Origin of the sequence: Larsenimonas rhizosphaerae, assembly GCF_026240105.1 — a bacterium.
Taxonomy (GTDB): Bacteria; Pseudomonadota; Gammaproteobacteria; order Pseudomonadales; family Halomonadaceae; genus Larsenimonas; species Larsenimonas rhizosphaerae.
Genome location: NZ_JAPIVE010000001.1, coordinates 909365 through 936168 on the forward strand (window position 1 = coordinate 909365; position 26804 = coordinate 936168).

Annotated in this window: 22 protein-coding genes; 12 read left to right on the plus strand and 10 right to left on the minus strand. The window is 58.1% G+C overall.

Annotated elements, in window-relative coordinates:
• The 3 genes from OQ287_RS04270 to galE all read right to left on the minus strand — a co-directional run bounded on the left by OQ287_RS04270 (position 1) and on the right by galE (position 3615).
• On the minus strand, positions 1-1143 hold the full coding sequence (locus OQ287_RS04270; protein ID WP_265895695.1) for a glycosyltransferase family 4 protein: 1143 nt from the start codon (positions 1141-1143) through the stop codon (positions 1-3).
• Positions 1144-1154: 11 nt separating this feature from the next.
• A complete protein-coding gene (locus tag OQ287_RS04275; protein WP_250936922.1) occupies positions 1155-2501 on the minus strand; it encodes a UDP-glucose dehydrogenase family protein in 1347 nt (448 codons plus the stop codon).
• A 103-nt stretch (positions 2502-2604) separates the two neighbouring features.
• A complete protein-coding gene (gene galE / locus OQ287_RS04280) occupies positions 2605-3615 on the minus strand; it encodes a UDP-glucose 4-epimerase GalE (protein ID WP_265895696.1) in 1011 nt (336 codons plus the stop codon).
• Positions 3616-3780: 165 nt separating this feature from the next.
• Here galE and OQ287_RS04285 point away from each other — a divergent pair, with 165 nt between their 5' ends.
• The 4 genes from OQ287_RS04285 (at position 3781) to OQ287_RS04300 (ending at position 8984) form a co-directional block, all read left to right on the plus strand.
• A complete protein-coding gene (locus OQ287_RS04285; RefSeq protein ID WP_265895697.1) occupies positions 3781-5220 on the plus strand; it encodes an SLC13 family permease in 1440 nt (479 codons plus the stop codon).
• A gap of 133 nt (positions 5221-5353) precedes the next feature.
• Positions 5354-6565 (plus strand): glycosyltransferase family 4 protein, encoded by a 1212-nt coding sequence (locus OQ287_RS04290; protein WP_265895698.1) that lies wholly within the window; start codon positions 5354-5356, stop codon positions 6563-6565.
• Positions 6562-7779: a PIG-L deacetylase family protein gene (locus OQ287_RS04295; protein ID WP_265895699.1), complete on the plus strand. Its 1218-nt coding sequence runs from the start codon at positions 6562-6564 to the stop codon at positions 7777-7779. Before OQ287_RS04290 ends, OQ287_RS04295 begins: the two co-directional genes overlap by 4 nt.
• A gap of 56 nt (positions 7780-7835) precedes the next feature.
• The gene (locus OQ287_RS04300; RefSeq protein WP_250936935.1) at positions 7836-8984 is read left to right on the plus strand and encodes a glycosyltransferase; all 1149 of its coding nucleotides are present in this window, start codon (positions 7836-7838) and stop codon (positions 8982-8984) included.
• A 110-nt stretch (positions 8985-9094) separates the two neighbouring features.
• Here OQ287_RS04300 and OQ287_RS04305 read toward each other — a convergent pair whose 3' ends face one another.
• Together OQ287_RS04305 and OQ287_RS04310 are read right to left on the minus strand one after the other, a co-directional pair.
• Entirely contained in the window at positions 9095-10831 is a 1737-nt protein-coding gene (locus OQ287_RS04305) for a methyl-accepting chemotaxis protein (protein WP_265895700.1), read from the minus strand.
• Positions 10832-11015: 184 nt separating this feature from the next.
• Positions 11016-12482 (minus strand): NCS1 family nucleobase:cation symporter-1, encoded by a 1467-nt coding sequence (locus OQ287_RS04310; protein WP_250936940.1) that lies wholly within the window; start codon positions 12480-12482, stop codon positions 11016-11018.
• Between the two features lie 280 nt (positions 12483-12762).
• On the opposite strand from OQ287_RS04310, the gene OQ287_RS04315 reads away from it, so the two are divergent.
• Genes OQ287_RS04315 through puuE form a run of 3 tightly spaced genes read left to right on the plus strand, consistent with a single transcriptional unit; the run spans position 12763 to position 15169 of the window.
• Complete coding sequence (locus OQ287_RS04315) at positions 12763-13500, plus strand: GntR family transcriptional regulator (protein WP_265895701.1); 738 nt, start codon at positions 12763-12765, stop codon at positions 13498-13500.
• A complete protein-coding gene (locus OQ287_RS04320) occupies positions 13497-14249 on the plus strand; it encodes an aspartate/glutamate racemase family protein (protein ID WP_265895702.1) in 753 nt (250 codons plus the stop codon). The genes OQ287_RS04315 and OQ287_RS04320 overlap by 4 nt, the downstream gene beginning before the upstream one ends.
• Positions 14246-15169: an allantoinase PuuE gene (gene puuE, locus OQ287_RS04325; protein ID WP_265895703.1), complete on the plus strand. Its 924-nt coding sequence runs from the start codon at positions 14246-14248 to the stop codon at positions 15167-15169. Before OQ287_RS04320 ends, puuE begins: the two co-directional genes overlap by 4 nt.
• A gap of 73 nt (positions 15170-15242) precedes the next feature.
• On the opposite strand, the gene OQ287_RS04330 is transcribed toward puuE, so the two are convergent.
• From OQ287_RS04330 to OQ287_RS04345, 4 genes are all read right to left on the minus strand, one after another.
• Complete coding sequence (locus OQ287_RS04330; protein ID WP_265895704.1) at positions 15243-16391, minus strand: amidase; 1149 nt, start codon at positions 16389-16391, stop codon at positions 15243-15245.
• 72 nt (positions 16392-16463) lie between these two features.
• Positions 16464-17294, minus strand: coding sequence for a MurR/RpiR family transcriptional regulator (locus OQ287_RS04335; RefSeq protein ID WP_265895705.1), 831 nt, complete (start codon positions 17292-17294; stop codon positions 16464-16466).
• The gene (locus OQ287_RS04340; protein ID WP_265895706.1) at positions 17291-17995 is read right to left on the minus strand and encodes a GntR family transcriptional regulator; all 705 of its coding nucleotides are present in this window, start codon (positions 17993-17995) and stop codon (positions 17291-17293) included. Before OQ287_RS04340 ends, OQ287_RS04335 begins: the two co-directional genes overlap by 4 nt.
• Positions 17992-18690 carry a TetR/AcrR family transcriptional regulator gene (locus OQ287_RS04345; RefSeq protein WP_250936968.1) on the minus strand — a complete coding sequence of 233 codons (699 nt, stop codon included), beginning with the start codon at positions 18688-18690 and terminating at the stop codon, positions 17992-17994. Before OQ287_RS04345 ends, OQ287_RS04340 begins: the two co-directional genes overlap by 4 nt.
• A gap of 190 nt (positions 18691-18880) precedes the next feature.
• On the opposite strand from OQ287_RS04345, the gene xdhA reads away from it, so the two are divergent.
• From xdhA to OQ287_RS04370, 5 genes are all read left to right on the plus strand, one after another.
• On the plus strand, positions 18881-20299 hold the full coding sequence (gene xdhA / locus OQ287_RS04350; RefSeq protein ID WP_265895707.1) for a xanthine dehydrogenase small subunit: 1419 nt from the start codon (positions 18881-18883) through the stop codon (positions 20297-20299).
• The gene (xdhB, locus tag OQ287_RS04355; RefSeq protein WP_265895708.1) at positions 20292-22703 is read left to right on the plus strand and encodes a xanthine dehydrogenase molybdopterin binding subunit; all 2412 of its coding nucleotides are present in this window, start codon (positions 20292-20294) and stop codon (positions 22701-22703) included. The genes xdhA and xdhB overlap by 8 nt, the downstream gene beginning before the upstream one ends.
• Positions 22696-23550 (plus strand): xanthine dehydrogenase accessory protein XdhC, encoded by an 855-nt coding sequence (gene xdhC, locus OQ287_RS04360; RefSeq protein ID WP_265895709.1) that lies wholly within the window; start codon positions 22696-22698, stop codon positions 23548-23550. The genes xdhB and xdhC overlap by 8 nt, the downstream gene beginning before the upstream one ends.
• Before the next feature lie 40 nt (positions 23551-23590).
• Entirely contained in the window at positions 23591-24916 is a 1326-nt protein-coding gene (guaD, locus tag OQ287_RS04365) for a guanine deaminase (RefSeq protein ID WP_265895710.1), read from the plus strand.
• A 117-nt stretch (positions 24917-25033) separates the two neighbouring features.
• Positions 25034-26437, plus strand: coding sequence for a uracil-xanthine permease family protein (locus tag OQ287_RS04370; RefSeq protein ID WP_250936981.1), 1404 nt, complete (start codon positions 25034-25036; stop codon positions 26435-26437).
• Between the two features lie 15 nt (positions 26438-26452).
• Here OQ287_RS04370 and uraH read toward each other — a convergent pair whose 3' ends face one another.
• A complete protein-coding gene (gene uraH / locus OQ287_RS04375; RefSeq protein WP_250936984.1) occupies positions 26453-26788 on the minus strand; it encodes a hydroxyisourate hydrolase in 336 nt (111 codons plus the stop codon).
• Between the last annotated feature and the right edge of the window lie 16 nt (positions 26789-26804).

Genomic DNA, 26804 nt, shown 5'->3' on the forward strand with positions numbered 1-26804 from the left:
TTACCCCTGAGGCATATCCACCAGCGACTCGAAAGAAGCCACCAGCTTGCGGGCCTGTTGTTCATGTGAGTAGTGAGTAGCCAATTCCGCCATGGCCTCACCTGTTGATCTGCAGCGAGCCTCATCATTCAGCAAGGCAAGGATCTGACTGACATGCGACTCGACCTGATCAGGGTCGATCACAAGGTCCGGCCAGCGATCGGCAATCAGTTCGGAAGCACCCACGTAGCGTGACAACATCACAGGTGTTGCACAGGCCATGGCTTCCAGAGCCACCCGCCCAAACTCCTCGATGTGCGCCGGGAGAATGAACAGATCCAGAGCGCCATAAAGGGTTTCCACTTCATCAATGGTCGTGCGCCAACTGAAATGGGCTTCCAGGCCGAGTTGCCTTATGCGTGCCTGATAAGGCGCTGGATCGTCCTTGCCAACGATCAGAAAATGAAAGGCTTCCTGCTGCTTCAAAAGCACCGAAGCCAATGTAATCAAGCCATCAACGTTGCGTTTTTTGAAATTCCCTGACGTTACCAGCCCGACCAGAAAACAGTGATCGGCAACCCCCATCGCCTGACGCACGGCTTCACGGCCAGCTCTGGCGCTCACGGGGTTGAACCGATGGGCATCATAGCCAGGGTAGCTGATCTCAATCTGGTGGTCAGGTATACCGTATCGGGAAACCAACTCATCGCCCATCAGACGTGAATTGACCGCGACGCGCCGAAAACGCCCCCGACTCAGGACATGATCATGTATTGCTGCTACTTCATGATTCCTGGGAAGTGGTGCCTTGTTGATTCGCTGGCTGGCCAGATGTACACAGTTGTGCATGTAGACCACATCCGGCGTTTCAACATCGCCGTGACTGACGAGAAGCGTTGGCGCATGTCGCCGAGCCCAGCACTGCACCTGCCTGTTGAACCAGAACCGTCGTATAGCGCCCTTGAACGGAAAACGCCAGCAGTGCACATAACGTACACCGCTGGCGCGGATCAGGTCTGGCCGAGCACGCTCGGCCAGAATGGTAACGCGGTATCCCAGGGACTGAAGTGCTGCAGCCTGCTCGAAAGCATTACGGCTGGCGCCGGTATTCTTTTCTACCTGGCGAATTGCAATGGCAGCCGTCTTGTCGGGACATACCTTCATTGATGACCCTCTCAGGCGTTATTCAGCTTGAGAGACTCTCCACGACCGATCGCATAATACATGAGACCAGCCTCATGAACGGCATCAGGCTCATACAGGTTACGACCATCGATCAGAACCGGCAGTGACAGCTGATCCTTGAGCCAGTTGAAGTCAAGCGTACGGAATTCCTTCCACTCGGTAACGATCACCAGCGCATCAGCGCCGCGTACTGCCTGGCTTTGATCCGCCACGAGTACCAGATCATCGCGATCGCCATAAATGCGGCGACATTCCTTCATGGCTTCAGGGTCATATGCCTGAACTCGACCACCGGCTTCCCAGATGGCTTCCATCAGGGTACGGCTGGGCGCTTCGCGCATGTCATCGGTATTGGGTTTGAAGGCAAGGCCCCAGACAGCAATTGTCTTGCCCTTCAACTCACCGTTGAAGGCAGCAGACAGCTTGCGGAACAACGTTGTTTTCTGGCGGTAGTTAACGGCTTCCACCGAGTTGAGCAATTCGGCTTCGTACCCGACCTGTGAGGCGGTGCGAGCCAGCGCCTGAACATCCTTCGGGAAACAGGAGCCACCGTAGCCACACCCCGGATAAATGAACTGATAGCCGATACGCGGATCACTGCCGATACCGCGACGCACGGCTTCAACATCCGCACCCAGACGCTCTGCCAGGTTGGAGATCTCGTTCATGAAGCTGATCTTGGTGGCCAGCATGGCATTTGCCGCATACTTGGTCAGCTCAGCCGCACGAACATCCATGAACATCAGCTTGTCATGGTTACGGTTGTATGGGCCGTAACATTCACGCATCAGCTCAACGACCTTGTCGGAATCAGTACCAACCACGATACGCGCACCACGCGTAAAGTCTTCGATCGCAGCACCTTCCTTCAAGAACTCGGGATTGGAGCACACGTCAAAGGAAAGCGAGGCGCCACGCTCATCAAGCTTGGCCTGCAGGGCAGCAGTCACGCGATCCGCAGTACCGACGGGCACCGTGGACTTGTCAATGACAACCTTGTAGTCCTGCATGTACTCGCCAATGGTCGATGCCACGGCCAGCACATACTTGAGATCAGCACTGCCATCTTCATCCGGAGGCGTACCAACGGCAATGAACTGAAGCACGCCATGAGCCACTGCGGCCTCGGCATCGGTAGTAAAGCGCAGGCGACCGGAGGACACATTGCGTTCGACCATGGTGGAGAGACCAGGCTCGAAAATGGGAATTTCACCCTGCTCCAGACGAGAGATCTTGTCGGCATCGACGTCCATGCACACAACGTCGTGACCCACATCAGCAAGACATGTACCTGTCACCAGACCAACATAACCGGTACCAAAGACTGTAATTTTCAATGTAGCTTCCTTTGTACATCTGTTTTTTCATGCGGACGACAGACTGATAAACGCGTTTGTCAGGCCCGCTTTACATTAAGACTTCAAATACGCTGCCAACTGCTTATTCGGCATACCCTTGCGGGTTATTATATTGCCACCGCCATGTATCTACCATCATGTCTTCTATGCCTTTCCGGGCTTTCCAGCCAAGCTCCTGCTCGGCATACCCGGGTTCAGCGTAGCATTCAGCAATATCGCCAGGACGACGCGGCTTGAGCGCATAGGGTACATTGCGCTCACTGGCCTTTTCGAAGGCCTTGACCATTTCAAGCACGCTATACCCCTGGCCGGTTCCCAGATTGAAGGTAAAGACCCCTTCATTGCGCTCAAGGTATTCAATCGCCTTGAGGTGGCCATCCGCCAGGTCGGTAACGTGGATATAGTCCCGCACCCCGGTGCCATCGCTGGTGTTGTAATCACTGCCGAAGACGGAAAGCTCATCACGGCGCCCGATAGCGACCTGGCTGATAAACGGCACCAGATTATTCGGGATGCCCTGAGGATCTTCACCAATCCGGCCACTTTCATGCGCCCCTACCGGATTGAAGTAACGCAGCAGGCAGATACGCCAGCTGTCATCAGCCACGGCGAGATCCCGCAGAATTTCTTCAACCATCAGCTTGGAGCGACCGTAAGGATTGGTCGCAGCCGTCGGGAAGTCTTCGGTTATCGGCACGGTGGCCGGATCACCGTATACCGTCGCAGAAGAACTGAACACAATATTGCGAACGTTGGCTCGATCCATTGCACGACAGAGTATCAGCGTACCGCTGACATTGTTGTCATAGTATTTGATCGGCTTGGCGACACTCTCACCGACGGCCTTCAGACCGGCGAAATGAACAACAGAGGTAATGTCATGCGTTTCGAACAGTCGATCAAGCAATGCTTCATTACGAATATCACCTTCCATGAAAGGCACTTCGCGGCCTACCAGTGTTGCAACGCGCTCAAGCGCCTGCTGGCTTGAATTGCAAAGGTTGTCGAGTACCAGCACATCGTGGCCCGCCTCCATGAGCGCTACCACGGTGTGTGATCCGATATAGCCAGCGCCACCGGTTACCAGAATCATTGCTTCACCTCCATTCAACACACTTTCAAAAGGAGTGGGCCAAAGCCGCCCACCATGACCGACAATGAAAACACATTATACCAAAGGCTTATATGCCAAAGTGTCCCATGCCGGAAAGATGCACCACGCTTTCCGAACCTACATGTCAATAAAGGACGACCATACATGGACAGGAAAGCAGATGTACTTACTGCGCCTAGAATAGGGCTCATTATAGGGTTTGTCTTTGCCGTACTGGTACTTTTGATTCCCCCACCCGCCTCGATGCCCCCGCCCGCGTGGCACTGCATAGGTCTGGCACTGCTGATGGCCACCTGGTGGTCAACCGAAGCCATCCCCATCCCGGTCACATCCCTGTTGCCGATCATTCTGATACCCGCCATGGGCATCGGCGATGTAAAGACTGCCACGGCACCCTATGCCAACCCCATCATCTTTCTGTTTCTGGGGGGCTTCCTGCTGGGGCTGGCCATGCAGTACTGGAACCTGCACCGCCGACTTGCGCTCAATATCCTGCTGAAGGTGGGACACTCTCCCAGGCGACAGATTGCCGGGTTCATGCTGGCCACCGGCTTCATGAGCATGTGGGTTTCCAATACGGCAACGGCCATCATGATGCTGCCCATTGGCATGTCCGTCATTACGCTGTTGAATGATCAAAAACAGGAAGGCATGGATCGGTATGGCACGTCACTGTTACTGGCCATCGCCTACTCGGCCAGCATCGGTGGCGTTGCCACTTTGATCGGCACGCCCCCCAATGCGCTTCTTGCCGGCTACCTGTCCACGGATCAGAACATGGATATCGGCTTTGCGCAGTGGATGATCGTCGGCCTGCCCATTGCCCTCGCCATGATGGCGCTGACCTGGTGGTGGCTGACGCGTGGCATTGCAGATCATGGCAATGGTGAACAGAGCAGAACCCTGTTCGAGGACAAGCTCAAGGAACTCGGGCCAATGAGTCATGCCGAAAAGCGTGTCGCCGTCACATTTGTCGTAGCGGCGGTACTCTGGATTCTACGCCCCCTTATCAATGACCTGGGCATGGAATGGCTATCGGATACCGGCATTGCCATGATTATCGGTGTGGGGCTGTTCCTCATGCCCTCCGGCCAGCCGGATCAGTCTCGGTTGATGAGCTGGGATAATGCCAGCGAATTGCCCTGGGGCGTACTGTTGCTGTTTGGTGGTGGCCTGTCCCTGGCCGGTGCGGTGAAAAGCTCGGGGCTGGCAGAATGGATAGCGGCGCATCTGTCAATCTTCGGCATATTGCCATTGGTACTACTTATACTTGCCATTGTTCTGGTAATTATCTTTCTGACGGAAGTGACCTCCAATACAGCGACCGCAGCAGCCTTCCTGCCGCTACTGGGCGCGCTTGCCCTGTCATTGAACGTGCCTGTACTCCTGATAACCGTGCCGGCTGCCATTGCAGCCAGCTGCGCCTTCATGATGCCGGTCGCCACGCCGCCCAATGCCATTGTTTTCGCTACAGGAAAAATGCGGATAGGGTCGATGATTTCAGCCGGTCTGGCATTGAATCTGGCCGGTACGCTGATCGTTACCTTCATGGCTTATGGTCTGATCACCCTGTTCTGGCTGTAATCGGCAGACCTTTTCATGACGAAAGCGCCGGATCAATTTCCGGCGCTTTCGCTTGCTTTGTTACCGACGTTACGTAGTATGCTCCCATTGTTAAAAAACAGTGTTTCAATTAGCTCTGCGGTAAACGATACTCATGAATATCTCTCATTTCGCAAGTTTCAATGTAGCCGGTGGCATTGGCCTGTTGAGTGCTAGCCTGGTGCACGCATTGGAAGCCCGGGGCCATCACAATCTGCTGGTCAACAAGGGGACGCATATTGCGCCCGCAATCCAGCAGAAAATGCAGAAAAGCGTGCCCGTCATGAGCTATAAAAAGCCCGGAAGAGTGCGTATCCCCGGCGCGCTGACACATGTACGTACGCATAGCCTGACACGCGCACTGAAACAACACGACAGGCCGGACGTACTGCTGAGCTGGTCACAGCTCAATGCAGTGCCATTGATCAAGGCCCATCGCAAACTGGGTGCCACCACCATTCATTACGACCACGGCTCTGCCTGGCGCTCAAACCCCAGCGCAGCCCGGCTTGATCACCTGAGGGCCTGCGAGGCAGTGATCTGTGTATCCAACGCCACCCGCCGCATGCTGGAGCTGCGCTGGGGTGTGGATCATGTTCCATTGATCGTCCAACATAACCCCCTGATGCCCGGGCAGAAGGTTACTTGTGAAGCGACGACTGATCGCCCAGCCAGACAAAAGCATCGATATCGGCTGGGGATGGTAGGTCGGCTGGTCCCCGTCAAGGGATTTCCCATTGCTCTCAAGGCATTGAAAATAATCAGGGATCGTGGGCTTGACGTTGAACTTCACATCATCGGTACCGGTATGATGGAAGCAGCTCTGAGACAGGAGTGCGCATCACTTGGTCTGGAGGGTGCCGTACGGTTTCACGGCTACTGCAGCGACATCAACGCCCGAATGGCTGAATTTGACATACTGCTGTGCCCATCCTTTCGAGAAACCTTTGGCCTGGTCAGTGTGGAAGCTGCAGCAGCAGGATGCCCTGTGATTGGAAGCCGGGTAGACGGACTGCCGGAAACCCTGAGCGAAGGAATTACCGGCATGACATTACCCTGCACGGAAGCCCCAGCCTCCGTCACCCTGCATGCGAATCATGAAAGTATTCCGGAACAGGTGTATGACCCTGATACCGATACCCTCAGGGCACCGCTCGGGGTATCGCCAAAGCAGCTTGCAGATGCAACCGCTGAACTGCTTCTGGATGAGACACGACGAAAGAACATGGGTATCGCAGGGCAGGCACTTGTTCGCGAACGATTCGGGTTTGATCGTTATGTCGATAACATGGTGTCCCATCTACACCATTATGGAACAACAAGATGACCCTTCTGGAAACCCGCGCCACAGGAAAGGACAGCGCCTCTTTCAGCCTCGTCCACGGTGGAACACTGGATATCACCTTCAATATTGGTGTATCACGGCGACCATGGCAGCAACCCCTGCCGACTGCGACGCTCCATCAGCCAGGACAACCCGAGGTCGTATTCACGCTGGACCGAGACCACATTGAACAGCGCCTGACCTGGCCACTCCATGAAGAAACGATACACGCGGAAATGAGGTTGACGCTGAAAGGCGCCACACTCAGCAGCACGCCGGTGACAAGACTCTGGCCACGCCCGCAGCTCAAGGGGCCATGGCTTGTCATTGCGCCTCATCCGGACGATGCGGAACTGGCAGCAGGAGGGCTTTATACCACCCACGCAGATGACACCTATATTGTCACCCTGTCTGCTGGAGAAAAACTGAAAAGTCTGGAGCGTCAATACCTTTCGGGGCTGGACGATACACTTGAAGCCGCCCGGCAACGCAAGGCGCAGTGGCGGACCTGGAATGTCATCGCCACACCGCTGCTATCAGGCATCACGCCTGAACGTTCCACACTGATCGGCATGCCGGACGGCATGGGATGGGCACTTGTTCACGACCAGCAGACCATTACACCCGATATACCGGTCGAGTCACTGCGCCAGCATAATCATCGAAGGCTTCCGTCGCCCTCCTCGTCAGGCCTTGTGCGCCAGGACATCATCGCCCCCCTGACCGAGCTGATCCATGAGATAAAGCCTGCCACGATTCTGGTGACAGACCCCGAATTCGATCCCCACCCGGATCACCAGGCAGCTTCGCTGGCACTTGCATTGGCACTGGCCGATAGCGACCATCAGCCAGAGGCCATCCTGATGTACGCCAATCACTATCAAGGGGGCTATCCACCAGGGCCCGCCTGTCAGCCAGCCTGGACGCCACCCGACAGTATCGCAGTCAAGCAACTGTTCCATGACGCACCAGCCCCATACCATCACGTGCTAAGCCCGGAGCTTCAAAAACACAAGGCATTACTGCTGGACAGCATGAGTGATTTATCATATCGGTTTTCACCCCGCCAACAGCGCAGGAAAGCCAGACGTTCCGGCTTTACATCACGGTTTGCAGTAGAAAGGGATCCTTACTTTCAGGCGGCCATTCGGTCTACGGAATTCTTTAGATGCATTGAAACAAAGGCGTTCCTTGACGGGTGGGCCCGGGAAATTTGAGCGCGTATTAACGAGTGCGCTACCATGTTGACCTCTCCCATGGTTGGCAATGTGTCATGTCTCAGCGTGTTCTTCTGGTAGTTCGCAAACTCAGTATTGGCGGCATTGAACGCAATACAATCAATCTGGCCAATGTGCTTCACCGCGAGGGACATGAGGTTCACATTCTGGTTCTCAAGGGCGGACATGAACTGACACCGGACCCGGGTGTTCACGTCCACCGAAAGGACTTCGACAAGGCCTTTCGTAAAACCGGTATAGGTCTGCTGTACGATCTTGCTACCCGTGCACTGCTGTCCCCCCTCATGAAGGGGTCAGGCTTTGTGTGGCGCGGCTGGTACGGCGGGCGCTATCTGAAACGCTTTGTAGCTGCGCTGGAACATGATCATGGTCCGCTGGATCGAATTATCATGCGCGGCCAGGGCGCCTTTGAAACCGTGTGGTCCTGGCGTGATCCTCGGCTCTGGCAGGTTACGGTATCCTGGCCTGGTGAATACGGCGGTCGCCTCCGAGGGTTCTATCTGCGAAGGCTTTATGAAGGCAAACAGGTAGTCTGCAATACGCCAAACGTTCGCCGCCAACTGGAAGAACAGCTGGCCTTCTACGGGATCTCACCAGCACGCTGGACGACCATCGGCAATGTGTGTGATATCGACGGCATCAGGGAGCGGGCCAATGAGGCGGTAGAACTTCCTTCTCGTCCCTTTGTAGTGCAAGTGTGCCGCCTGTCAAACGTCAAGCGACAGGACGTTCTGGTTAAAGCCTATCTCGCTGCCGGCATTGATGAAGATCTGGTCATTGTCGGTGATGGCCCCATGCGCCCCCATGTCGAAGCCGTGATTCGTGAGCACAATGCGGAGGACCGCATCCACCTGATCGGAAGCCGCGTTAACCCCTACCCCTGGATGAAGCACGCACGCCTGTTCATCCTTAGTTCGCGCAGTGAGGCATTCGGTATCGTGCTGGCAGAAAGCATGATTTGCGGCACCCCCTGTGTAGCACCGGATGTGCCCGGCGGTATTCGCAATGTACTGATCAATGATCAGGCGCGCCTGATCGCAGATGACACCATTGCGTCACTGGCCGCCAGGATACGTGAAGGTCTTGACAACCCTCCTGACATTTCTGCCGATCCGGAACTTTACGAACGCTATAGGGATACCCGTATCATGGAGAAGTTTCTGGCACTGCCTGTCACGCCCTGAATGGCGACAATAAAAAGGCCGCGCAGGAACCTTGGCATTCCATGCGCGGCAAGCGGGGACTACACCATCATGAAGATGTTTACATCAGTCGTTGAAACAGGGGTAAAGCGTTAAAAGGTTTCCCAGTCATCATCATTGCCCACTGCAGAGACAGCCTCGCGTCGATGTGCCTTCGCAGCCGGAAGCCTTCCTGGAGCCGAGGCCGCAGCAGGCCTTGAAGCCCTGGCCGCCGGTGGTACTGCCGGACGTGAAGACGGCGCGGCCTTCCTCTGCCCACCGGTACTGGCTACCGCACGCCCCAGCTTGAAGAAGGCCACTTCCTGGCGAAGCTCCTCGGCCTGCTCTTCAAGTGTTCGGCTCGCAGCCGCCGCTTCTTCAACAAGCGCGGCATTTTGCTGCGTGCCCTGGTCCATCTGTGAAACAGCCTGATTCACCTGGTCGATACCGGTCGACTGTTCCTGACTTGCATGGGTAATCTCGGCCACGATGCCGCTGACCTGCTTGACGCTGGCGACGATGTCCGCCAGCGTGTCGCCGGACAGGCTGACCAGTTTGGAGCCTGACTCGACACGCACCACACTTTCCTCGACCAGCCCTGTAATTTCCTTGGCGGCCTTGGCGCTGCGCTGCGCCAGATTCCGGACTTCCGAAGCCACTACTGCAAACCCACGACCCTGTTCGCCGGCCCGTGCTGCTTCAACGGCAGCATTCAGTGCCAACAGATTGGTCTGAAACGCAATTTCATCAATCAGACCGATAATATCGGCAATCTTCTTACTGGAGGCGTTGATCTCCTCCATCGCCTGAACGGCCTTGCCAACCACTTCACCGCCATGCACTGCCTTTTCACTGACACTGGCTGCCAGTTGATTGGCCTGCTGAGCGTTATCGGCGTTCTGACGTACCGTCGATGTCATCTCCTCCATGGAGGCCGCCGTCTGCTCAAGACTGGCAGCCTGCTCCTGGGTACGACGACTCAAATCGTCATTACCGGAGGCAATTTCCTTCGCTGCCACCTGCACGGACTCGGAGTTACTGTGCATGCGCGTTACTACCGCAGAAAGGCGCTGCTGCATCGCATGCAGGCCACGCAGCATGTCGCCAAACTCGTCAGCACGACGCGTATCAATGTCGTTGTCCAGCTCACCCTCGGCAATGGAGGCCGCCAGTTCGCGTGCTTTCAACAAGGGGGCAATGACCGAACGAATGGTCCAGAGACCGACGATTGCCGTGGAAACAGCCGCCACGACGATGGCCAGCCAGATAACCCACTGCTCAGTATTCGAACGTGCCATGGAATTGGCGTAAAAGGTGGCGGACTGATCGTTCTGAATGGCCAGAAGCTGGTTGCTGATGTCGCGGGCTTCATGAAAGCTGGCCCTCACGTCACTGACGTACAGATCTCGAGCCTGGTCATAATTGGAGGCGCGAATGGCCGCGAGCATCCGCTCAAGTCCTGCGGACATCGCATCATAGGTATTGATGAAGCGTATGGCGACCTCACGCTCCTCACCCGATGACACCATGGCCGGATAATATGCGGCCAGGCTGGTATTGACCGCATCCTGGGAGGCCTGCACCGCCTTGAGGATCTCCGCCGACTGAGCATCATCCCTGAGGGTGGTCATGCTCAGTGACTTGCCGCGAATTTCGGACAATTCACTCTTGATGGTGCCCAGAGACTGGGTGGCAATCAGGTTGTTCTTGTAGACCCGTTCAAGGTCACCGTTGGCTTCGTGAATGCCATAGGCACCAAAAAGGCCAAGAGCAACCACGACGACCACGCCACTGCCGAAGGCACCAATGAGACGATATCTTACGCTCTTGAATCGATCCGCAACTGTCATGTTCGTTTAATCCATGCTTGGGAGTTGTTGATACCCTGCAGGGATGCTGCCCCGATCCATGGGCGCCATCCGACAGTATTAACCGCCTTTCCGGTATCGGCACTCGCTTGAAAAAATTAAACGCCTGACAATAAAAAGGGGCCCTGTCAGGCCCCGATACCCATCAGATTCAGGAAATGGCACGTTATACGCGGCTTCCGGTCGGAACCACGACACGGCGCCCTGCAGTGGCAGCTCCCAGCCAGTACTCGGAAAACAGCCCGTAACACCCGGCCGCCAGCAACCCGCCAATGAAGACGGAAAAGTGACGAAGATCACCCAGTGCCGGTATGAAATTAATGATGATCGTAACGACTCCAGCGACCAGAAGAGCTTTAACCGCTTCGAAGTTGACCCCCCCCTGGAAGTAATAGGCGCCCTGACTGTCATCAATGAACAACGCGTTCACATCGACCTTCTGACGCTTCAGCAGGTAGTAATCCAGCAATACAATGCCGTAGATCGGGCCAATGAGGGCCGCCAGCAGATCGACGGTGTAATGGATGATGTCCGGATTATTGAACAGGTTCCAGGGCGTAATGAATATCGAGCCGATGGCCGCAATCATGCCCCCGGTCCGCCAGCTGATACGCTGCGGTGCGACGTGAGCAAAGTCGAATGCCGGTGACACGAAGTTGGCCACGATATTAATGCCAACGGTGGCAATGATGAATGTCAGCACACCCAGTGCCGCAGCCGTTGCATTATCGATGCGAGCCACCGTCTCTACCGGATCGCTGATCATCTCGCCAAACACGGCGGGGGTTCCGGATACCACCACGATCGTAATGACCGAGAACAGCAGGAAATTGACTGGCAGGCCCCAGAAATTGCCGCGCCGAACGTCTGCCTCACTGCGGCAATACCGCGAAAAGTCGCCAAAATTGAGGGTTGGTCCTGAAAAGTAACCTGCTACCAGCGCCGCAGCGACCACCATCTGCCACACCGCATCCATTCCGCTCAACTCTTTGCTGCCGATCGAAAAGCTGATGTTGCTCCAGCCAGCCTTGTACACAATCCAGCCAGCCAGCAGAAACATGACCGCATAGACCGCAGGCCCGGCCCAGTCGATAAACCGCTTGATGGCATGCATGCCATGCCAGAACACCAGCGCCTGAAGCACCCACATGATTGAAAACCCGATCCAGCCCAGCAGCGACAGCCCCAGAAAATACTGCCCGGCCAGAGGTTCAAGCGATGGAACCCAACGCAACAACACCAGAACCAGTGCGCTGGAGGCCAGGTAGGTCTGAATGCCATACCACACGACAGCAATCAGGCCACGGATGACAGCTGGCACATTGGCACCCCTGATGCCAAAGGACAGGCGACATACCACAGGAAAGGGCACACCGGTACGCTGACTGGGACGCGCCATCAGATTGGCAACCACCTGGACGATGCCGATGCCTACCAGCAGGGATACGAGCACCTGCCAGCCGGCCAGACCCAGCGCGAACAGACTGGCGGCGAACACGTAGCCCCCCACGCTGTGCACATCAGACATCCAGAAGGCGAAAATATTATAGGCCGTCCACTTCTGCCGAACCGGCCCCAGATCGTCGTTGTAAAGCGTCGGACTCCAGTCACGCGTGTTGTAATTGTTATCCATGCTGCGGCTCCAAAGCGGTGAGAACACAAGGTGTGGTCCTTTTGTATACAAAAGGCGTGCCAACCCGATGCTCAAGGCGCTATTTCCGCATCATTCAAATACACCAGGGGCCATGTCAGTCTTGTCGATGCCCCTGAACAGCGCATGAATGCCACGCCCTGCACTTATCGTGTGCAGGAAATGACATTTATTGTATACAAAACAGCGCGCACTCTGTCGACACACACCTGGCACGCTTCCTGCTTAAATAACAGCATGGCTTACTAAAAGAGCGCATCACATGACCCAGGCACACCAACGTCATCTATTCGACTCCACTCGAATACAGCAGCTACTCCCTGACGACACCGTCTATGTCAGCCTGTGGCAGGCCATCATCGGTCAACGACTCCGGCCCGGCGCCCGGCTGCCGGAAGATGCGCTGGCACGGGCACTTTCAACCAGTCGGACCGGCATTCGCCGTGCCCTGCAGCGCCTGAGTCTGGAAGGACTCATCGTACTGGCGCCACACCGAGGTGCTCGCGTGGCCAGCCCTACCCCGGCAGAAGCCAGAGAGATATTCGAAGCGCGGCGCATCATTGAATGCGGCCTGATACCGGCCGTGGTTCGTCATACCACCGCCACCGATACCCAGCGCCTTGAAGCCCTAGTCCACCAGGAAAAGCGCGCCATTGCTACGGGGAATCGCATGGAGGCCATTCGCCTGTCCGGAGAATTTCATATTCGATTGTTCACACCGGCCGACAACACCCTCTTACTGGAATCACTGGCACAGCTTGTGTCGCGCACATCCCTGTTGATCGCACTTTACCCTCCAGCCAATACCCATCCCTGCCACTGTCAGCATGATGAATTGATCACGCTGATCACTGAGGGCGAAGCAGACCAGGCGACCCGATGGATGCAGCATCACCTTGAAGCACTTGAGCAGGGGCTCGAAATGACACCCCGCGATACCGACCTGCCCGACTTCGAAACGCTCTTCAGTACGAAACCATCATCAAGGAACGCATCATGAACTGGCATATTGCCAACCCCAACACCGGCCAGGCGATGAGCGACCTGCTGGTCACCACCCTCACTCACCGCTTTCCTGCGCTGGATATCGAGGTCACAACCTCGCCCTGCGGCCCGGCTTCACTTGAAGGGCATGCAGATGAAGCCCTTGCCGTGCCAGGTCTTTTAACCCGCATCATCGAAGCCGAACACCACCACCCAGGGTGTCGTGGTCATGTCATTGCCTGCTTCGGTGATCCCGGTATTGCCGCCGCCCGAGAGGTTGCCCGGCGGCCGGTCATCGGCATGGCAGAAGCCGCCATGGCCAGCGCCCGGCTGATCGGCGAACGCTTCTCAATCATTACCACACTGGCACGCACTGTACCGCTGGCACGACGGCTGGTACGTGAATATGGCCATGCGCAACACTGTGGTGGCATCCATGCCAGCGGCATCAACGTGCTGGACCTGGATAGCGATTCGGCCTTTCAACGCGTACTGGAAGATAGTGAACAGTTATTGAGCGCCGACCAGAGCGATGTCCTGATTCTGGGCTGTGCCGGCATGGCTCCCTGGGCGCCCGGATTACAGGAACGACTTGGCCGCCCTGTCGTTGATGGCGTAAGCGCCGGTCTACAGCTGCTGGTTCACCTTGATCAACTGGACCTTTCACCTGCCAAGCAGCACGATCGCGCCCTGCCGATCGACAAGCCGGTCATCGGCCCGCATTCACACCTTTATGCCAGACTTCACGAGGACACCCGTTCATGAATACCCACTACCCGCGCGACCTCAGGGGATATGGCGAGCACCCCATTGATCCGCAGTGGCCGGGCAACGCCCGTATCGCAGTCCAGTTCGTGCTCAATCATGAGGAAGGCGGAGAAAACAATGTCCTGCATGGTGATGATGCCAGCGAAGTCTTTCTGTCGGACATCATTGGCGCCACCGCCTATCCCGATCGCCACATGAGCATGGAATCACTGTATGAATATGGCACCCGGGCCGGAGTATGGCGCGTATTGCGGGAATTTGACCGTCGGGGCTGGCCTTTGACCGTCTTTGGTGTGGCCATGGCACTTGAACGCTATCCGGAAATGGCCGACGCCTTTTTAAGCCGCGGCCACGAAATCGCCTGTCATGGCTGGCGCTGGATTCATTATCAGGACATGCCCATCGACCAGGAACGGGAACACATGGCACGCGCGGTCGAGATTTTCAGACGATTGACCGGGGCCGCGCCAGCCGGCTGGTATACCGGCCGCGACAGTCCTCGTACCCGCCAGCTGGTGGTCGAGCACGGCGGCTTTACCTACGACTCGGATTATTACGGTGACGACCTGCCCTTCTGGACCCGCGTACAATGCCACGATGGTACGACCAAACCTCACCTCGTAGTGCCTTATACCCTCGATACCAATGACATGCGCTTTGCCACGCCGCAGGGGTTTCATAATGGCGATCAGTTCTTTCATTACCTGAAGGATGCGTTCGATGTTCTGTACGAGGAAGGTAAACAGCATCCAAAAATGCTGTCCATCGGGCTTCACAGCCGCCTGATCGGCCGACCTGGCCGCTTCCGCGGTCTGCAGCGCTTCATGGATCATGTGGCCGCTCATGACAGGGTCTGGGTAACGCGCCGCATCGATATTGCAGAGCACTGGAAGACCCATCACCCGGTCGGTGAATAGCACTCAAGCCTCTCATTAAAAACGCCGCAACTGCGGCGTTTTTAATGATAAAACGAGATGGCAGCGCAGACCGTCACCCCGTTGTTTCTTCAAATGCTGCCAACAGTGCCCGATCATGCCCGGGAGGCGCCAGCATAGAAACGCCCCACGGGCAGCCGTCATCCTCAAGCCAGGGCTGCGCCAGTACCGGTGCCCCCCATAATCCGCCCAGCGCAGTCATGCCCATCAATCGCTCGCGATAATCGGCCAGCGATTCGGCAGGTGTAGTCAGGCGGGGCGCAGCGCCCGGTGCCGAGGGCAGGCAGATCAGCCTGCGCCCTCCGTCATTCCAGCGAATCAACCGGCGTATGATGGCCAGACGCTGATGCTCGGCTTCAGCCTCGGCAGTAGCGTCCAGCTCGGCGCTCCAGTCAAAACGTGCCTGAATATCCGGGGCAAAGGTGGGCCGGGTCCGGGTAATCCAGTCACCATGCTCACGCCACAGCGACCGCCCCTGCAGTATTCTGAACGTGGCACTGGCTGATTTCACAACCGACAGGGGCAGTGTTTCCACACTCACGTTTTCCACATGCCGTGTCAGCCGGGAAGTTATCCGGTCAAATGCCCCCGCCGGCATTCCCTCGGGACGCAGCACGGTCACACCGCTGAATGTCACATCAGCCTGCGCCGGCAGCAGCACATCCGCGACCGCAGCGAGGGTTTTCATATCCCGCGTCAGCCATCCCACCGTGTCAAACCGGGGCGCAAGGCGGACCATCCCGGCAGTGCTGATGGCGCCCCAGCTGGGGCGCAGGCCATAAAGACCGCAATAGCTGGCCGGCACGCGAATGGAGCCTCCTGTATCGGTTCCCAGTCCGATATCGGCCTCCCCCCGGGCCACAGCCACTGCAGATCCCGAGCTTGAGCCGCCGGGCAATCGGTCCGGAGCTGACGGATTGGTAGGCGTGCCGTAATGGATATTGGCCCCGTTCAGGCTATAGGCCAGCTCATCGGTCAGGGTCTTGCCGGTGAGATGACACCCGGCGTTCAAAAGCGTCGCGATTACCGGAGAACTGGACTGCGGTACAGGGTGCGTGGCCAGCCAGTCCGGATTGCCGGCACCGGTAGGCAGCCCCTTTACATCAAACAGGTCCTTGACCGCCAAACGCTGGTAGTCGAGCGGACCGCTACCGGTGGGCGGACGAATGCTGCGGGGGGTAACCCAGAAGGAAGACGTTGTCATGCACTACATCCTGATCATGTTGTTGTTATTGATAACAGGGAGGCTACGGCCGACACTGAGCCTCCGGTGAGGCTATGACAATTCGTCAAGCTGTTCGAAATGATGCGATAACCGTGCCATTCGCTGGCGGCCGGATTTCAAATGTTCATGCAGCACGGCACTGGCCAGGATATTGACCAGACTCATCGCTGCGGCATAGCTGTCAAAGGCGGAGATACTGTCCAGCGGACAAATGACAGACCAGTCCGCATGCTGTCGGGCTGATGTGGCCGTACCATCGGCGATCAGCAGAACCGAACAGGGCAGCGTATGCAGATGCGCCATCAGCCGATCAAATGACGTGACCCGGCGTCTGAATCCCACGACCACGACCACATCGCGGTCGCCAAGCGAGGCCAGCTCCTCGGCCAGCGTCTGACCCGGCTGGGGTAACACATGGACCTGACCGCGCACCTGCAGCAACTGCTGCCGCAGGTGCAGGGCCACCGGGTAGCTGTTGCGGAACCCCATGACCACCACGTTATCCGCGGTCGACACGGCCTGAGCAATCGCTCCCAGGGTGTCCGGATCAAGAGCATCCAGCATGGCCTTCACATTGGCCTGCTCACGTTCGAAATGACGATGGAAGGCCTGCGCAGTGTGTCCGGGCTCGGTCACCAGTGGCACCCCCAGATTACGCAATTCACGCGCGTGCTCGCGCACCTCCTGAAAATGGGCGAATCCCAGCCGCTTGAACAGTCTCGTCACCGTGGCCTTTGACACACCGGTCAGGCGTGCCAGGTCTGCTGCACTGTAGATGGCGAAGTCATCAAAGTGGGCCAGAATAAAATCTGCAACACGCCGCTCGTGGGAGGGCAAATCCTGGTAGTAGGCCTCAATGCGTTGTCCGATATGCTGCGTCATAGTCGAGAAATCAAGGGTCTGAGCGCAGCCGGAACATCGTCTATCGGCGCCGGCTGCCGGCTGCTCAACTGGGCACGAATGCCTTCAATGTGATCACGACCGAGCTGGTAAACCCTATCGGCGTCATCGACAATCAGCGCCTCCAGCAGAAGTTGATGATCTTCCTCCATATAGCATGACGCCGGCCCGTGTGTCCGAAACAATACGACCAGTGCCGATACATGCACCAGTACGCGCATCAATGCATCGCCCAGCGGCCGATTCGGGCAGCGACGCGCCAGCATTTCGTGAAACTCTCTGGAGCACTGGGTCCGAATCATGTCGTGCCCCTGATAATGGGCGCGACGCTCGGTGTCCAGCAGGTCCTTCAGGACCTGGCGGTTTACAGGTGTCAGCGTGCCACTCAGCAGGGCAAGGGCTTCCCTGTCGAGCGTTGACCAGATGGTAAAGACATCATCCAGCTCCTCTTCGGTGGTCGTACGCACCTGAGCGCTGCGATGCGCCGCCCGCGTGACCAGCGCCAGCTCTTCCAGATGGATCAATACCTGCTGAATCACCGTACGCGAACAGCCATACAGCATGGCCAGCTCCTTTTCCCGCAGCACTGTGCCCGGGGTCAGACGGTGCCGCGCCATCGCATCCCTTAAATGCTCGGCGATGCGATCAACCTCGGTCATTTGCGTCGTTATCAACGGGGTCATGTATGCACTCCCTGAGCCGCCAGCATGGGCAGGTGATCCGTAATGGTTCCAGACGGCGGGATCAAATCACAACCTCGCAGGATCATCGCACACAGAAAATCCGCGGCCGCATCAAAATCTTCGGCACTCTGGGCCTCCTTGCCGGTGACGCCCAGAATCTGAACTTCAAAATCCGCATAGTGCTGTGTCGAGGCCCAGATCAGAAAGATCAATCGAACAGGATCCATGCGACGCAACCGCCCCTGATCCATCCAGACCGCCAGCACCTCAGCCTTGTCTGCCATCCAGGCACGGCCGACGCTGCCGAGGTAATCCTGCAGGAACGGAGCCCCCTGAAGCATTTCCGTGGCAAAAAGCCGTGAGGCCTGTGGGTGCAGCCTGGCCTGTTCGATCTTGGCTCTAATGAACCGACTCAGCACCTCGGCCGGGTCATCCTCGACACGTATATCGTCAATCTGCTCGTTCCAGCGTTGCATGGTGCGTGCCAAAAGGGCCTTGTACAGCACCAGCTTGGATGAAAAATAATAAAGAATGTTGGATTTCGGCAACCCGGCCTCTTCGGCGATCAGCCGCACACTGGTGCCACGAAAGCCGTGGCGGGCAAAGCAGCCCTCGGCCACGTCAAGAATCAGTTGTTCATTGGCAAGGCGCGTTTTCGCCCTGGATGTTCCCTGCTCATCGGACCCTGCTGTCATGCGCATGTCGCCTGAAATAATGATGCATCGGTCAGTATGCATACCGTGTCGTCAGTTATTTTCATGTACTACCAGAAAATATCGATATATTAAACTCTGTACAGTTGGTCAGCTTTTTGCATTGTAATGTCTATACCAATGTCGCGGGCTTGCAGATCAGTGCACCACGACCGATAGCTGAGGGCACGCCATGCTGAGTTTCACACTGAATGATCACCCGGTGCAGTGCAAGTCACCTGCACCGGAAACGAGCGCACTCACTTTACTGCGCACCACACTGGGGCAATGTGGCACCAAGGAAGGATGTGCCAGCGGCGATTGTGGCGCCTGCACCATTACCATTACCTCTCCGGAAGCACCCAGGCGATATAAAAGTGTCAATGCCTGCATTCTGCCTGCCCACCAGCTGGCCGGCTGTCACGTCACGACAGTGGAAGGACTGGCGAAAGAAACACAGTTGCACCCGGTTCAACAGGCCATGGTCGAACACCACGCCAGCCAGTGCGGCTTCTGTACGCCGGGTATCGTCATGTCACTTTATGCCCTGTACGAAAATCGGCAGGAAGTGGATATGGTGGACGACTCGCATCTGGACCATCACATTGAACAGGCTTTATCCGGCAATCTGTGTCGCTGCACCGGGTATCGTCCCATTCGTGACGCCGCGCGCGCCGTCATGACCACGCCATCAGGACCGCGTCCTGCACAGGACAAGGCCCCTGTCCCGCCCGCCGTGTCCACGGCACGGGACTACCTGCTGCCGACCAGCCTGAGTGACCTGCACGCCTGCCTGGCACGCCACCCGGACGCGCCGCTTGTTGCCGGGGGCACTGACCTGATGGTGGAAGCCAATGCCCGACTACGCACGTTCGACACCCTGATCGACCTGACCCGCCTTCCCGAGCTGAAACAAATCATGCCCCTCCAGGAAGGCTGGTATATCGGCGGGGGCGTCACCTTCGAGGCCCTGTTGCCGCTGGCGGAGAAGCACTACCCGGCACTGGCCGAGCTTCTGTATCGCCTGGGGTCGCGACAGATTCGGGAACAGGCCACCGTCGGTGGCAATATCGCCAATGCCTCCCCGATTGGCGATACGCCCCCCATCTGGCTTGCACTGAATGCCGAGCTGATTCTGGATGGCTTGTCCGGGGAACGGCGCCTGCCGCTGGATGAGTTCTTTACCGGCTACCGCACGACCGTGCTGGGCGCCGGAAACTACATCAAGGCACTGATTTTACCCAGCCTTGCCAGGCATCAGGCCCTGTGGGTCTGGAAACTGTCAAAACGACGCGATGACGATATTTCTGCGGTACTGATGGCCGCCAGCGCCACCGTTACGGGTGACCGCCTTGATCATGTACGCATTGCCTTTGGTGGCATGGCCGCCACCCCAGCCCGCGCGCCGGCACTCGAACAGGTTCTGGAAGGTCACCAACTGACAGCCGCGCGGCTGGCAATGGCCAGAAAGGCTCTGGCAGAGGAATTCACGCCACTGGATGATGTACGCGCCTCCAGTACCTATCGCCGTATCGCCGCAGGCAACCTGATCGAACGACTTTACTGGCACCTGAACGCCGTGCCCGGCCACAAGGAGCTGACTCATGCGTAAACTGATCCCGGCACCCGCGCCGCTTCCCTCCGACGCTGCCACACGACACAGCGCCCCCCACGACAGCGCCGTGGCGCATGTTACCGGGCGCGCCATTTACGTGGATGACCTGCCCGCCCATGCTCGCATGGGGTATCTGGCCGTTGGATTGAGTCCGCATGCTCATGCGCGACTGGATGGACTGACCCTTGACGCGGTGCGCCAGAGCCCGGGGGTCATCGACGTCATCACCGCCGCTGACATCCCGGGCCGCAACGAAGTCGGTGCCGTATACCCCGGCGATCCGCTGCTGGCCGAGAGGGAGCTGCGTTACGCCGGACAGCCGGTCTTTGCCGTGGTCGCAACGGATCTGGTCAGTGCACGCCGAGCTGTCGACAAGGCCGTGATCCATGCCACGCCCCTTCCAGCCTCGCTGGATGCCGTCGAGGCCATTGCTCAGGGACTGACTGTTCTGCCGGTACACCATCACGAGCGTGCCACGCCTCTGGACCGCGGTAGCGCGATGAAAAACAACACCCAGACTCGTGAAGCCCCCGGGGAAGCGCCCGCCGCCAGTCACTGTGTCAGTGGCACTCTTTCCATCGGTGGTCAGGAGCACTTTTATCTGGAAGGTCAGATCGCTCAGGCAGAAGCACTTGATGATGATGGCATTCGCATCCTGACCTCCAGCCAGCACCCCAGCGAAGTACAAAAGCTGGTCGCCGAAGTGCTGGACCGGCCACTTCACAGCATTGTTGCAGAAGTGCGCCGCATGGGCGGTGGCTTTGGTGGCAAGGAAAGCCAGGCCGCAGCCCTCGGCGCCATGGCCGCGCTGGCCGCCGCTCGCAATCACTGCACGGTGCGCTTTCGCCTGCCCCGGCGCGACGACATGCTGATGACCGGCAAGCGTCACCCCTTCGAAACGCACTACGAGGTCACTACCGACGACCGCGGGATTCTACGAGACACCACCATTTCATTGATTGGCAACTGCGGTCACTCGCCGGACCTGTCCGAAGGAGTGGTCGATCGGGCCATGTTCCACGCCGACAATGCCTATTACCTGGGAAATGCCAGGGTGACCGGGCACCGGGCCATGACACACACGGCGTCCAATACGGCCTTTCGAGGATTTGGTGGCCCGCAGGGCATGATGCCGATCGAAGCCGCCATGGATGATATTGCCCGGCGGCTCGGGCTTGATCCTCTGGATGTTCGCAAGCGCAACCTTTATACCGACCAGAAAGACGAGACCCACTACGGCCAGAGACTGGACCAGCACCTGATCGGCCCGCTGATTGATCAACTGGAGAAACAAAGCGACTACCGACACAGACGCCAGGCCATTACGGCCTTTAACCAAGAAAACCCGATCATCAAACGGGGGCTGGCGCTGACCCCCGTCAAGTTCGGCATTTCGTTTACCGCTCAGCACCTGAACCAGGCCGGAGCACTACTGGCGATCTATACCGATGGCAGTGTACTGATCAACCACGGCGGCACCGAAATGGGCCAGGGCCTGCATACCAAGGTATGCCAGATCGTGGCGCGGGTATTTGATATCCCACTGGGACGGGTACGCATCAGCGCGACGCGTACCGACAAGGTTCCCAATACGTCGCCGACCGCTGCGTCATCAGGGGCAGACCTCAATGGCATGGCCGCCCGGGACGCCGCACTCACCCTGCGAGCACGGTTACTGGATCTGGCCGCCGAACAATACCGCCAGCCCCGCGACAGCCTGACCTTCAGCGACGGCCAGCTGATCGCCGATGGCTGGTCGATGCCCTGGGAAGAACTGATTCAGGCGGCCTATCTCAAACGAGTTCCCCTGTCCGCGACCGGATTCTACTCCACCCCGACCATTCACTATGACAAGACCACCGGCAAGGGCCATCCCTTTTTCTACTATGCCTATGGTGCGGCCGTATCAGAGGTGGAAATCGATACCCTGACCGGTGAGCACCGGCTGCGGCGCGTCGATATCCTGCATGATGTGGGAGACAGCCTGAACCCGGCCATTGATCGCGGCCAGATCGAAGGCGGCTTCATTCAGGGGGCCGGCTGGCTGACCACGGAAGAACTCAAGTGGGATGACAAGGGCACCCTGCTGACCACCGGGCCGGCCACCTACAAGATCCCGGCCTACAGTGATGCCCCGCCGGTATTCAATGTGGCGCTACTGGAAGGCCATCCGTGTTCGCAGGCCACCATCTACCGCTCCAAGGCAGTCGGTGAGCCGCCCTTCATGCTGGCCCTGTCGGTGTGGTCCGCCCTGCGAGATGCCCTGTCGAGCCTGACCAATTACACCACCAGCCCGGCCCTGGATGTCCCCGCCACGCCGGAAAGAATCCTGCTGGCCGTCGAGGCCATCAAGTCCGCCAGCACACCGGCCGCGTGCCCGGAAGGGGCCGACCATGGATGAGCTTGCAACCATGACCACCTGGTACGATGCCCTCGCCTGGTGCAAGCGCACCGGCGTACCGCACGTGCTGTGCACGCTGGTCTCGAGTGCCGGCTCGACACCGCGCGAACCCGGTGCCGGTATGCTCGTGACACACGACCAGATCATCGACACACTGGGCGGGGGGCAGTTTGAGCATCAGTTGATCGCTCTGGCGCGAAAGCAACTGGTCACGGGCGATGCCCACATGCAGCTTGAGCGCTTTCCCCTGGGCGTACGCTCGGGCCAGTGCTGTGGCGGCCATGTCAGCGTTCTGGTCACGACAGACCCGGGGGCCACATCGCGACTGGCCCTGTTCGGCGCCGGTCATGTGGCCACGGCACTTGAACGCCTGCTGGCCCCCCTGGACTGGCGCATCGACTGGTATGATAGCCGCCCGCTGCCCGGACATGTCGGCAGCTCGCCTCGAACCCGTTGTCATTTCGAGCACGACACCCTGGCCACCGCCGAGTGCCTGCAGCCCGGCACTCATGCACTGGTCATGACCCATGACCATCATGAGGATGAAGCGCTGATCCAGCGGCTGGCGACGCATGGCACCCTGGCTTCCGTTGGCATGATTGGCTCGGCAACCAAATGGGCCAGGTTTCGTCATCGACTTCTGGCAGGCGGCACCACCGAGCAGCAGCTGAATCAGGTAAGGTGCCCGATCGGTCTGCCCGGCATCGGAGGCAAGCGGCCTCATGAAATTGCCATCGCTGTCGCAGCAGAGCTTCTGACGCTTGCTCCGGTAGCGGCGCCCTCCGTGCTGCGAGGCCTGGACGGGCCGGCATTGACACATCTTGAACAGATTACCGAACCATCATGATCACGGCCTGCCGAAGCGGGCCCTTATGTGGACCACCATCATGACCCATGAAGCACCTGTTGTTTTACGCGGCCCTGTATTGCACTTTACCGCCGACCCGGGCGAGGATATTACCCCTGCACCTGGCAGTGTCGAGTATCTGGATGATGGCGTACTCGTCATCGAAAACGGCCGCGTAACCCGCCTCGGGGCGGCAGAGGCCCTGTTAAGCGAGCTTCCGGAAAACATTACTCTTTACCACTATCCGGACAAGTTGATCATGCCGGGGTTCATCGACCCCCACCTGCATTTCAGCCAGCTCGATATCATTGCCTCCTACGGCCGGCAGTTGCTGGACTGGCTTAACGAGTACACCTTCCCGGAAGAGATGCGCTTCAGCGACCCTGCCTATGCCACGCACATGGCAGAGGATTTCATGGACGAAATGCTGCGGTATGGCACCACTACGGCGCTGGTCTTCTGTACCAGCCACCCCCATTCGGCTGACGCCCTGTTTGAAGCGGCTCGCCGACGGGGCTGCCGGATGCTGGCCGGCAAGGTCATGATGGACCGCAATGCACCAGCGGCCCTGTGCGATACACCAGCGCGAGCCGATCATGAAAGCCGGGCGCTGATTGAACGATGGCATGGCGTCGATCGGCTGGAATATGCCATTACGCCTCGCTTTGCGCCGACATCCAGCCCAGAGCAGCTCAATATTGCCGGGCGGCTGGCACAGGATTTCCCGGACATGATCGTTCAAACCCACCTGAGCGAAAATCAGGGCGAGATCGACTGGGTGGCATCCCTTTACCCCCTGGCCCGGGACTACCTTGATGTCTACGATCAGGTCGGCCTGCTGAGAGACCGCTCGGTATTTGCTCACTGCATTCACATCGATGACGACATCCGTCAGCGCCTGGCCCGCGCCGGGGGCCGAATTGCCTATTGCCCCACGTCCAACCTGTTTCTGGGCAGTGGCCTGTTTGATGCCAGACGTGCCCGCGAGCAACAGGTAATGACGGGGATTGCCAGTGACATCGGGGCCGGCACCAGCCTGTCTCAGTTGGCAACTCTGGCGGCGGCCTATCAGATCAGTCAGCTTCAGGGCCATCCGATGACGCCCTGGCAGGGGTTCTATCAACTGACCCGCGGCAATGCACGCATGCTGTCGCTGGACAGCCGCATTGGAAGCTTCGTCCCGGGGATGGAAGCTGACGTGGTGGTTCTGGATCCGGCCGGTTCACCAGCCCTGTCACGCAAGGCCGCTCGCTCGAAAAACCTGTTCGAGACGCTCTTCAACCTCATGATGCTGGGTGATGATCGCGCCATTCACGCAGTACACGTACAGGGCCGCCCGATGACCACAAGTGCGGTCAGCAGGTAGCACCACCCGTACACGGACCGCCAGACGATGCCCGCCTGCCGGTCCGCGTTCGATGCCGTAATCACACGGTTACTACAACAACAAAGACTCACCAACACGACATCAGGATACTTTCCCATGACATCCAACGATCTTGTTTATCAACACGGCGACCGCCCGCCCCCCGTGACTGCGGCACTGGTGGCCTTTCAGCATGTACTGGCGAGCTTCGTCGGCATCATCGCACCGACCATCATTGTCACCAATGCACTGGGACTTGGTGCTGAAGCGCCTTATCTGATCAGCCTCTCCCTGTTGATTTCAGGTATCAGTACCTTCATACAGACCCGGCGCTTCGGGCCCGTTGGCTCGGGACTACTGAGCGTTCAGGGCACCAGCTTTTCGTTCGTGGCCGCCCTGATCTCGGCGGGGATGATTGCCCGACAACAGGGTGCCGATGATCAGCAGGTTCTCGCCACGCTGTTTGGTATCTGCATGGCAGGAAGCCTGATCGAGGTCGTACTCGGGGGCTTTTTGAACCGGCTCAGACGCCTGATCACACCGACCGTTACCGGAATTGTCGTCACCTTGATCGGCCTGAGCCTGATCCATGTGGGGATGACCGATATCGGCGGCGGTTTTGGAGCCGAGACCTTTGGTGCACCGGCCAATCTGCTTCTGGCCCTGGCCGTGATTGTTACGGTACTGGCCTGTCAGCTGAGCCGCTGGCCACTTCTCAGGGTGGGATCGGTCTTTGCAGGGCTGGTCATTGGCTGCATTCTGGCGGCCATGTTTGGCATGTTTACCCCGCCCACCGATGACAGCCCTCTCTTTCGCCTGCCAATGCCGTTGCACTACGGTCTTGATTTCAATCTGGCGGCCTTTATACCGGTTGCCTTTGTATTCCTGATCACGGCCATCGAAACCGTAGGAGATCTGACTGGCTCATCCCGAGCGTCCTTCATGCCCACTCACGGGCCGGACTATCAACGCCGCATCCGAGGCGGCGTCATTGCCGATGGCCTTAACTCCCTGCTTGCCGGCTTTTTCAACACCTTCCCCAATACGACATTCAGCCAGAATACCGGCGTCATTCACCTCACCGGCGTAGCCAGCCGACATGTCGGGCTTTATGTCGGGGTCATTCTGATGGCGCTGGGGCTGCTGCCCTCACTGGGTGGGTGGCTTCAACAGATTCCGAAGCCGGTACTTGGTGCCACCACCACCCTGATGTTCGGCCTGATCGCGGTATCCGGCATTCGCATTCTTGCCGAGCAGCACATGACTCGAAAACGCATCATGTTGATTGCGCTGTCCCTTGGGGCGGGGCTTGGCGTGCAGGTGGTACCCGATATCACGGCGCAATTGCCGGACGCTCTGAAGGCGGTGTTCAGCTCATCGATCACCACCGGTGGGCTGGTGGCCATTATTGGCCACCTTTTGATGCCGGAGCGCGAGCTACAGGAAAAGGACGAGAAGAACGAGGCAGAAACCACCGAGCCGGTAGCGGAGACCTCATCGACGGTAAATCAGGCAGGTTGATACCACGGGGGCAGCTCAGCTGCCCCTGTAAACACTGTAGGCCCAGGGCGTGACCAGCAGAGGGACGTGATAATGCGCCTCGTCCGCCAGGGTAAAGGCCACCGGAACGTCGTCCAGAAAACGAGCCTGATGCTGGCCATTGGCGGCAAAATAATCACCGACCGAAAAGACCAGCACGTAGCGCCCGGCCACATCACTGCCTTCCAGCAATGGTTGATCTACACGGCCATCGGCGTTGGTGAAGGTATCCGCCAGCGCGTCTGTTTCGCCCTCACGGTACAGGCGAAGGCGAACCCCTGCTGCAGGCCTGCCGGCAGCTTGATCAAGTACATGAGTGGTAAGTCGAGTCACAGGCCACCTCGTGAAT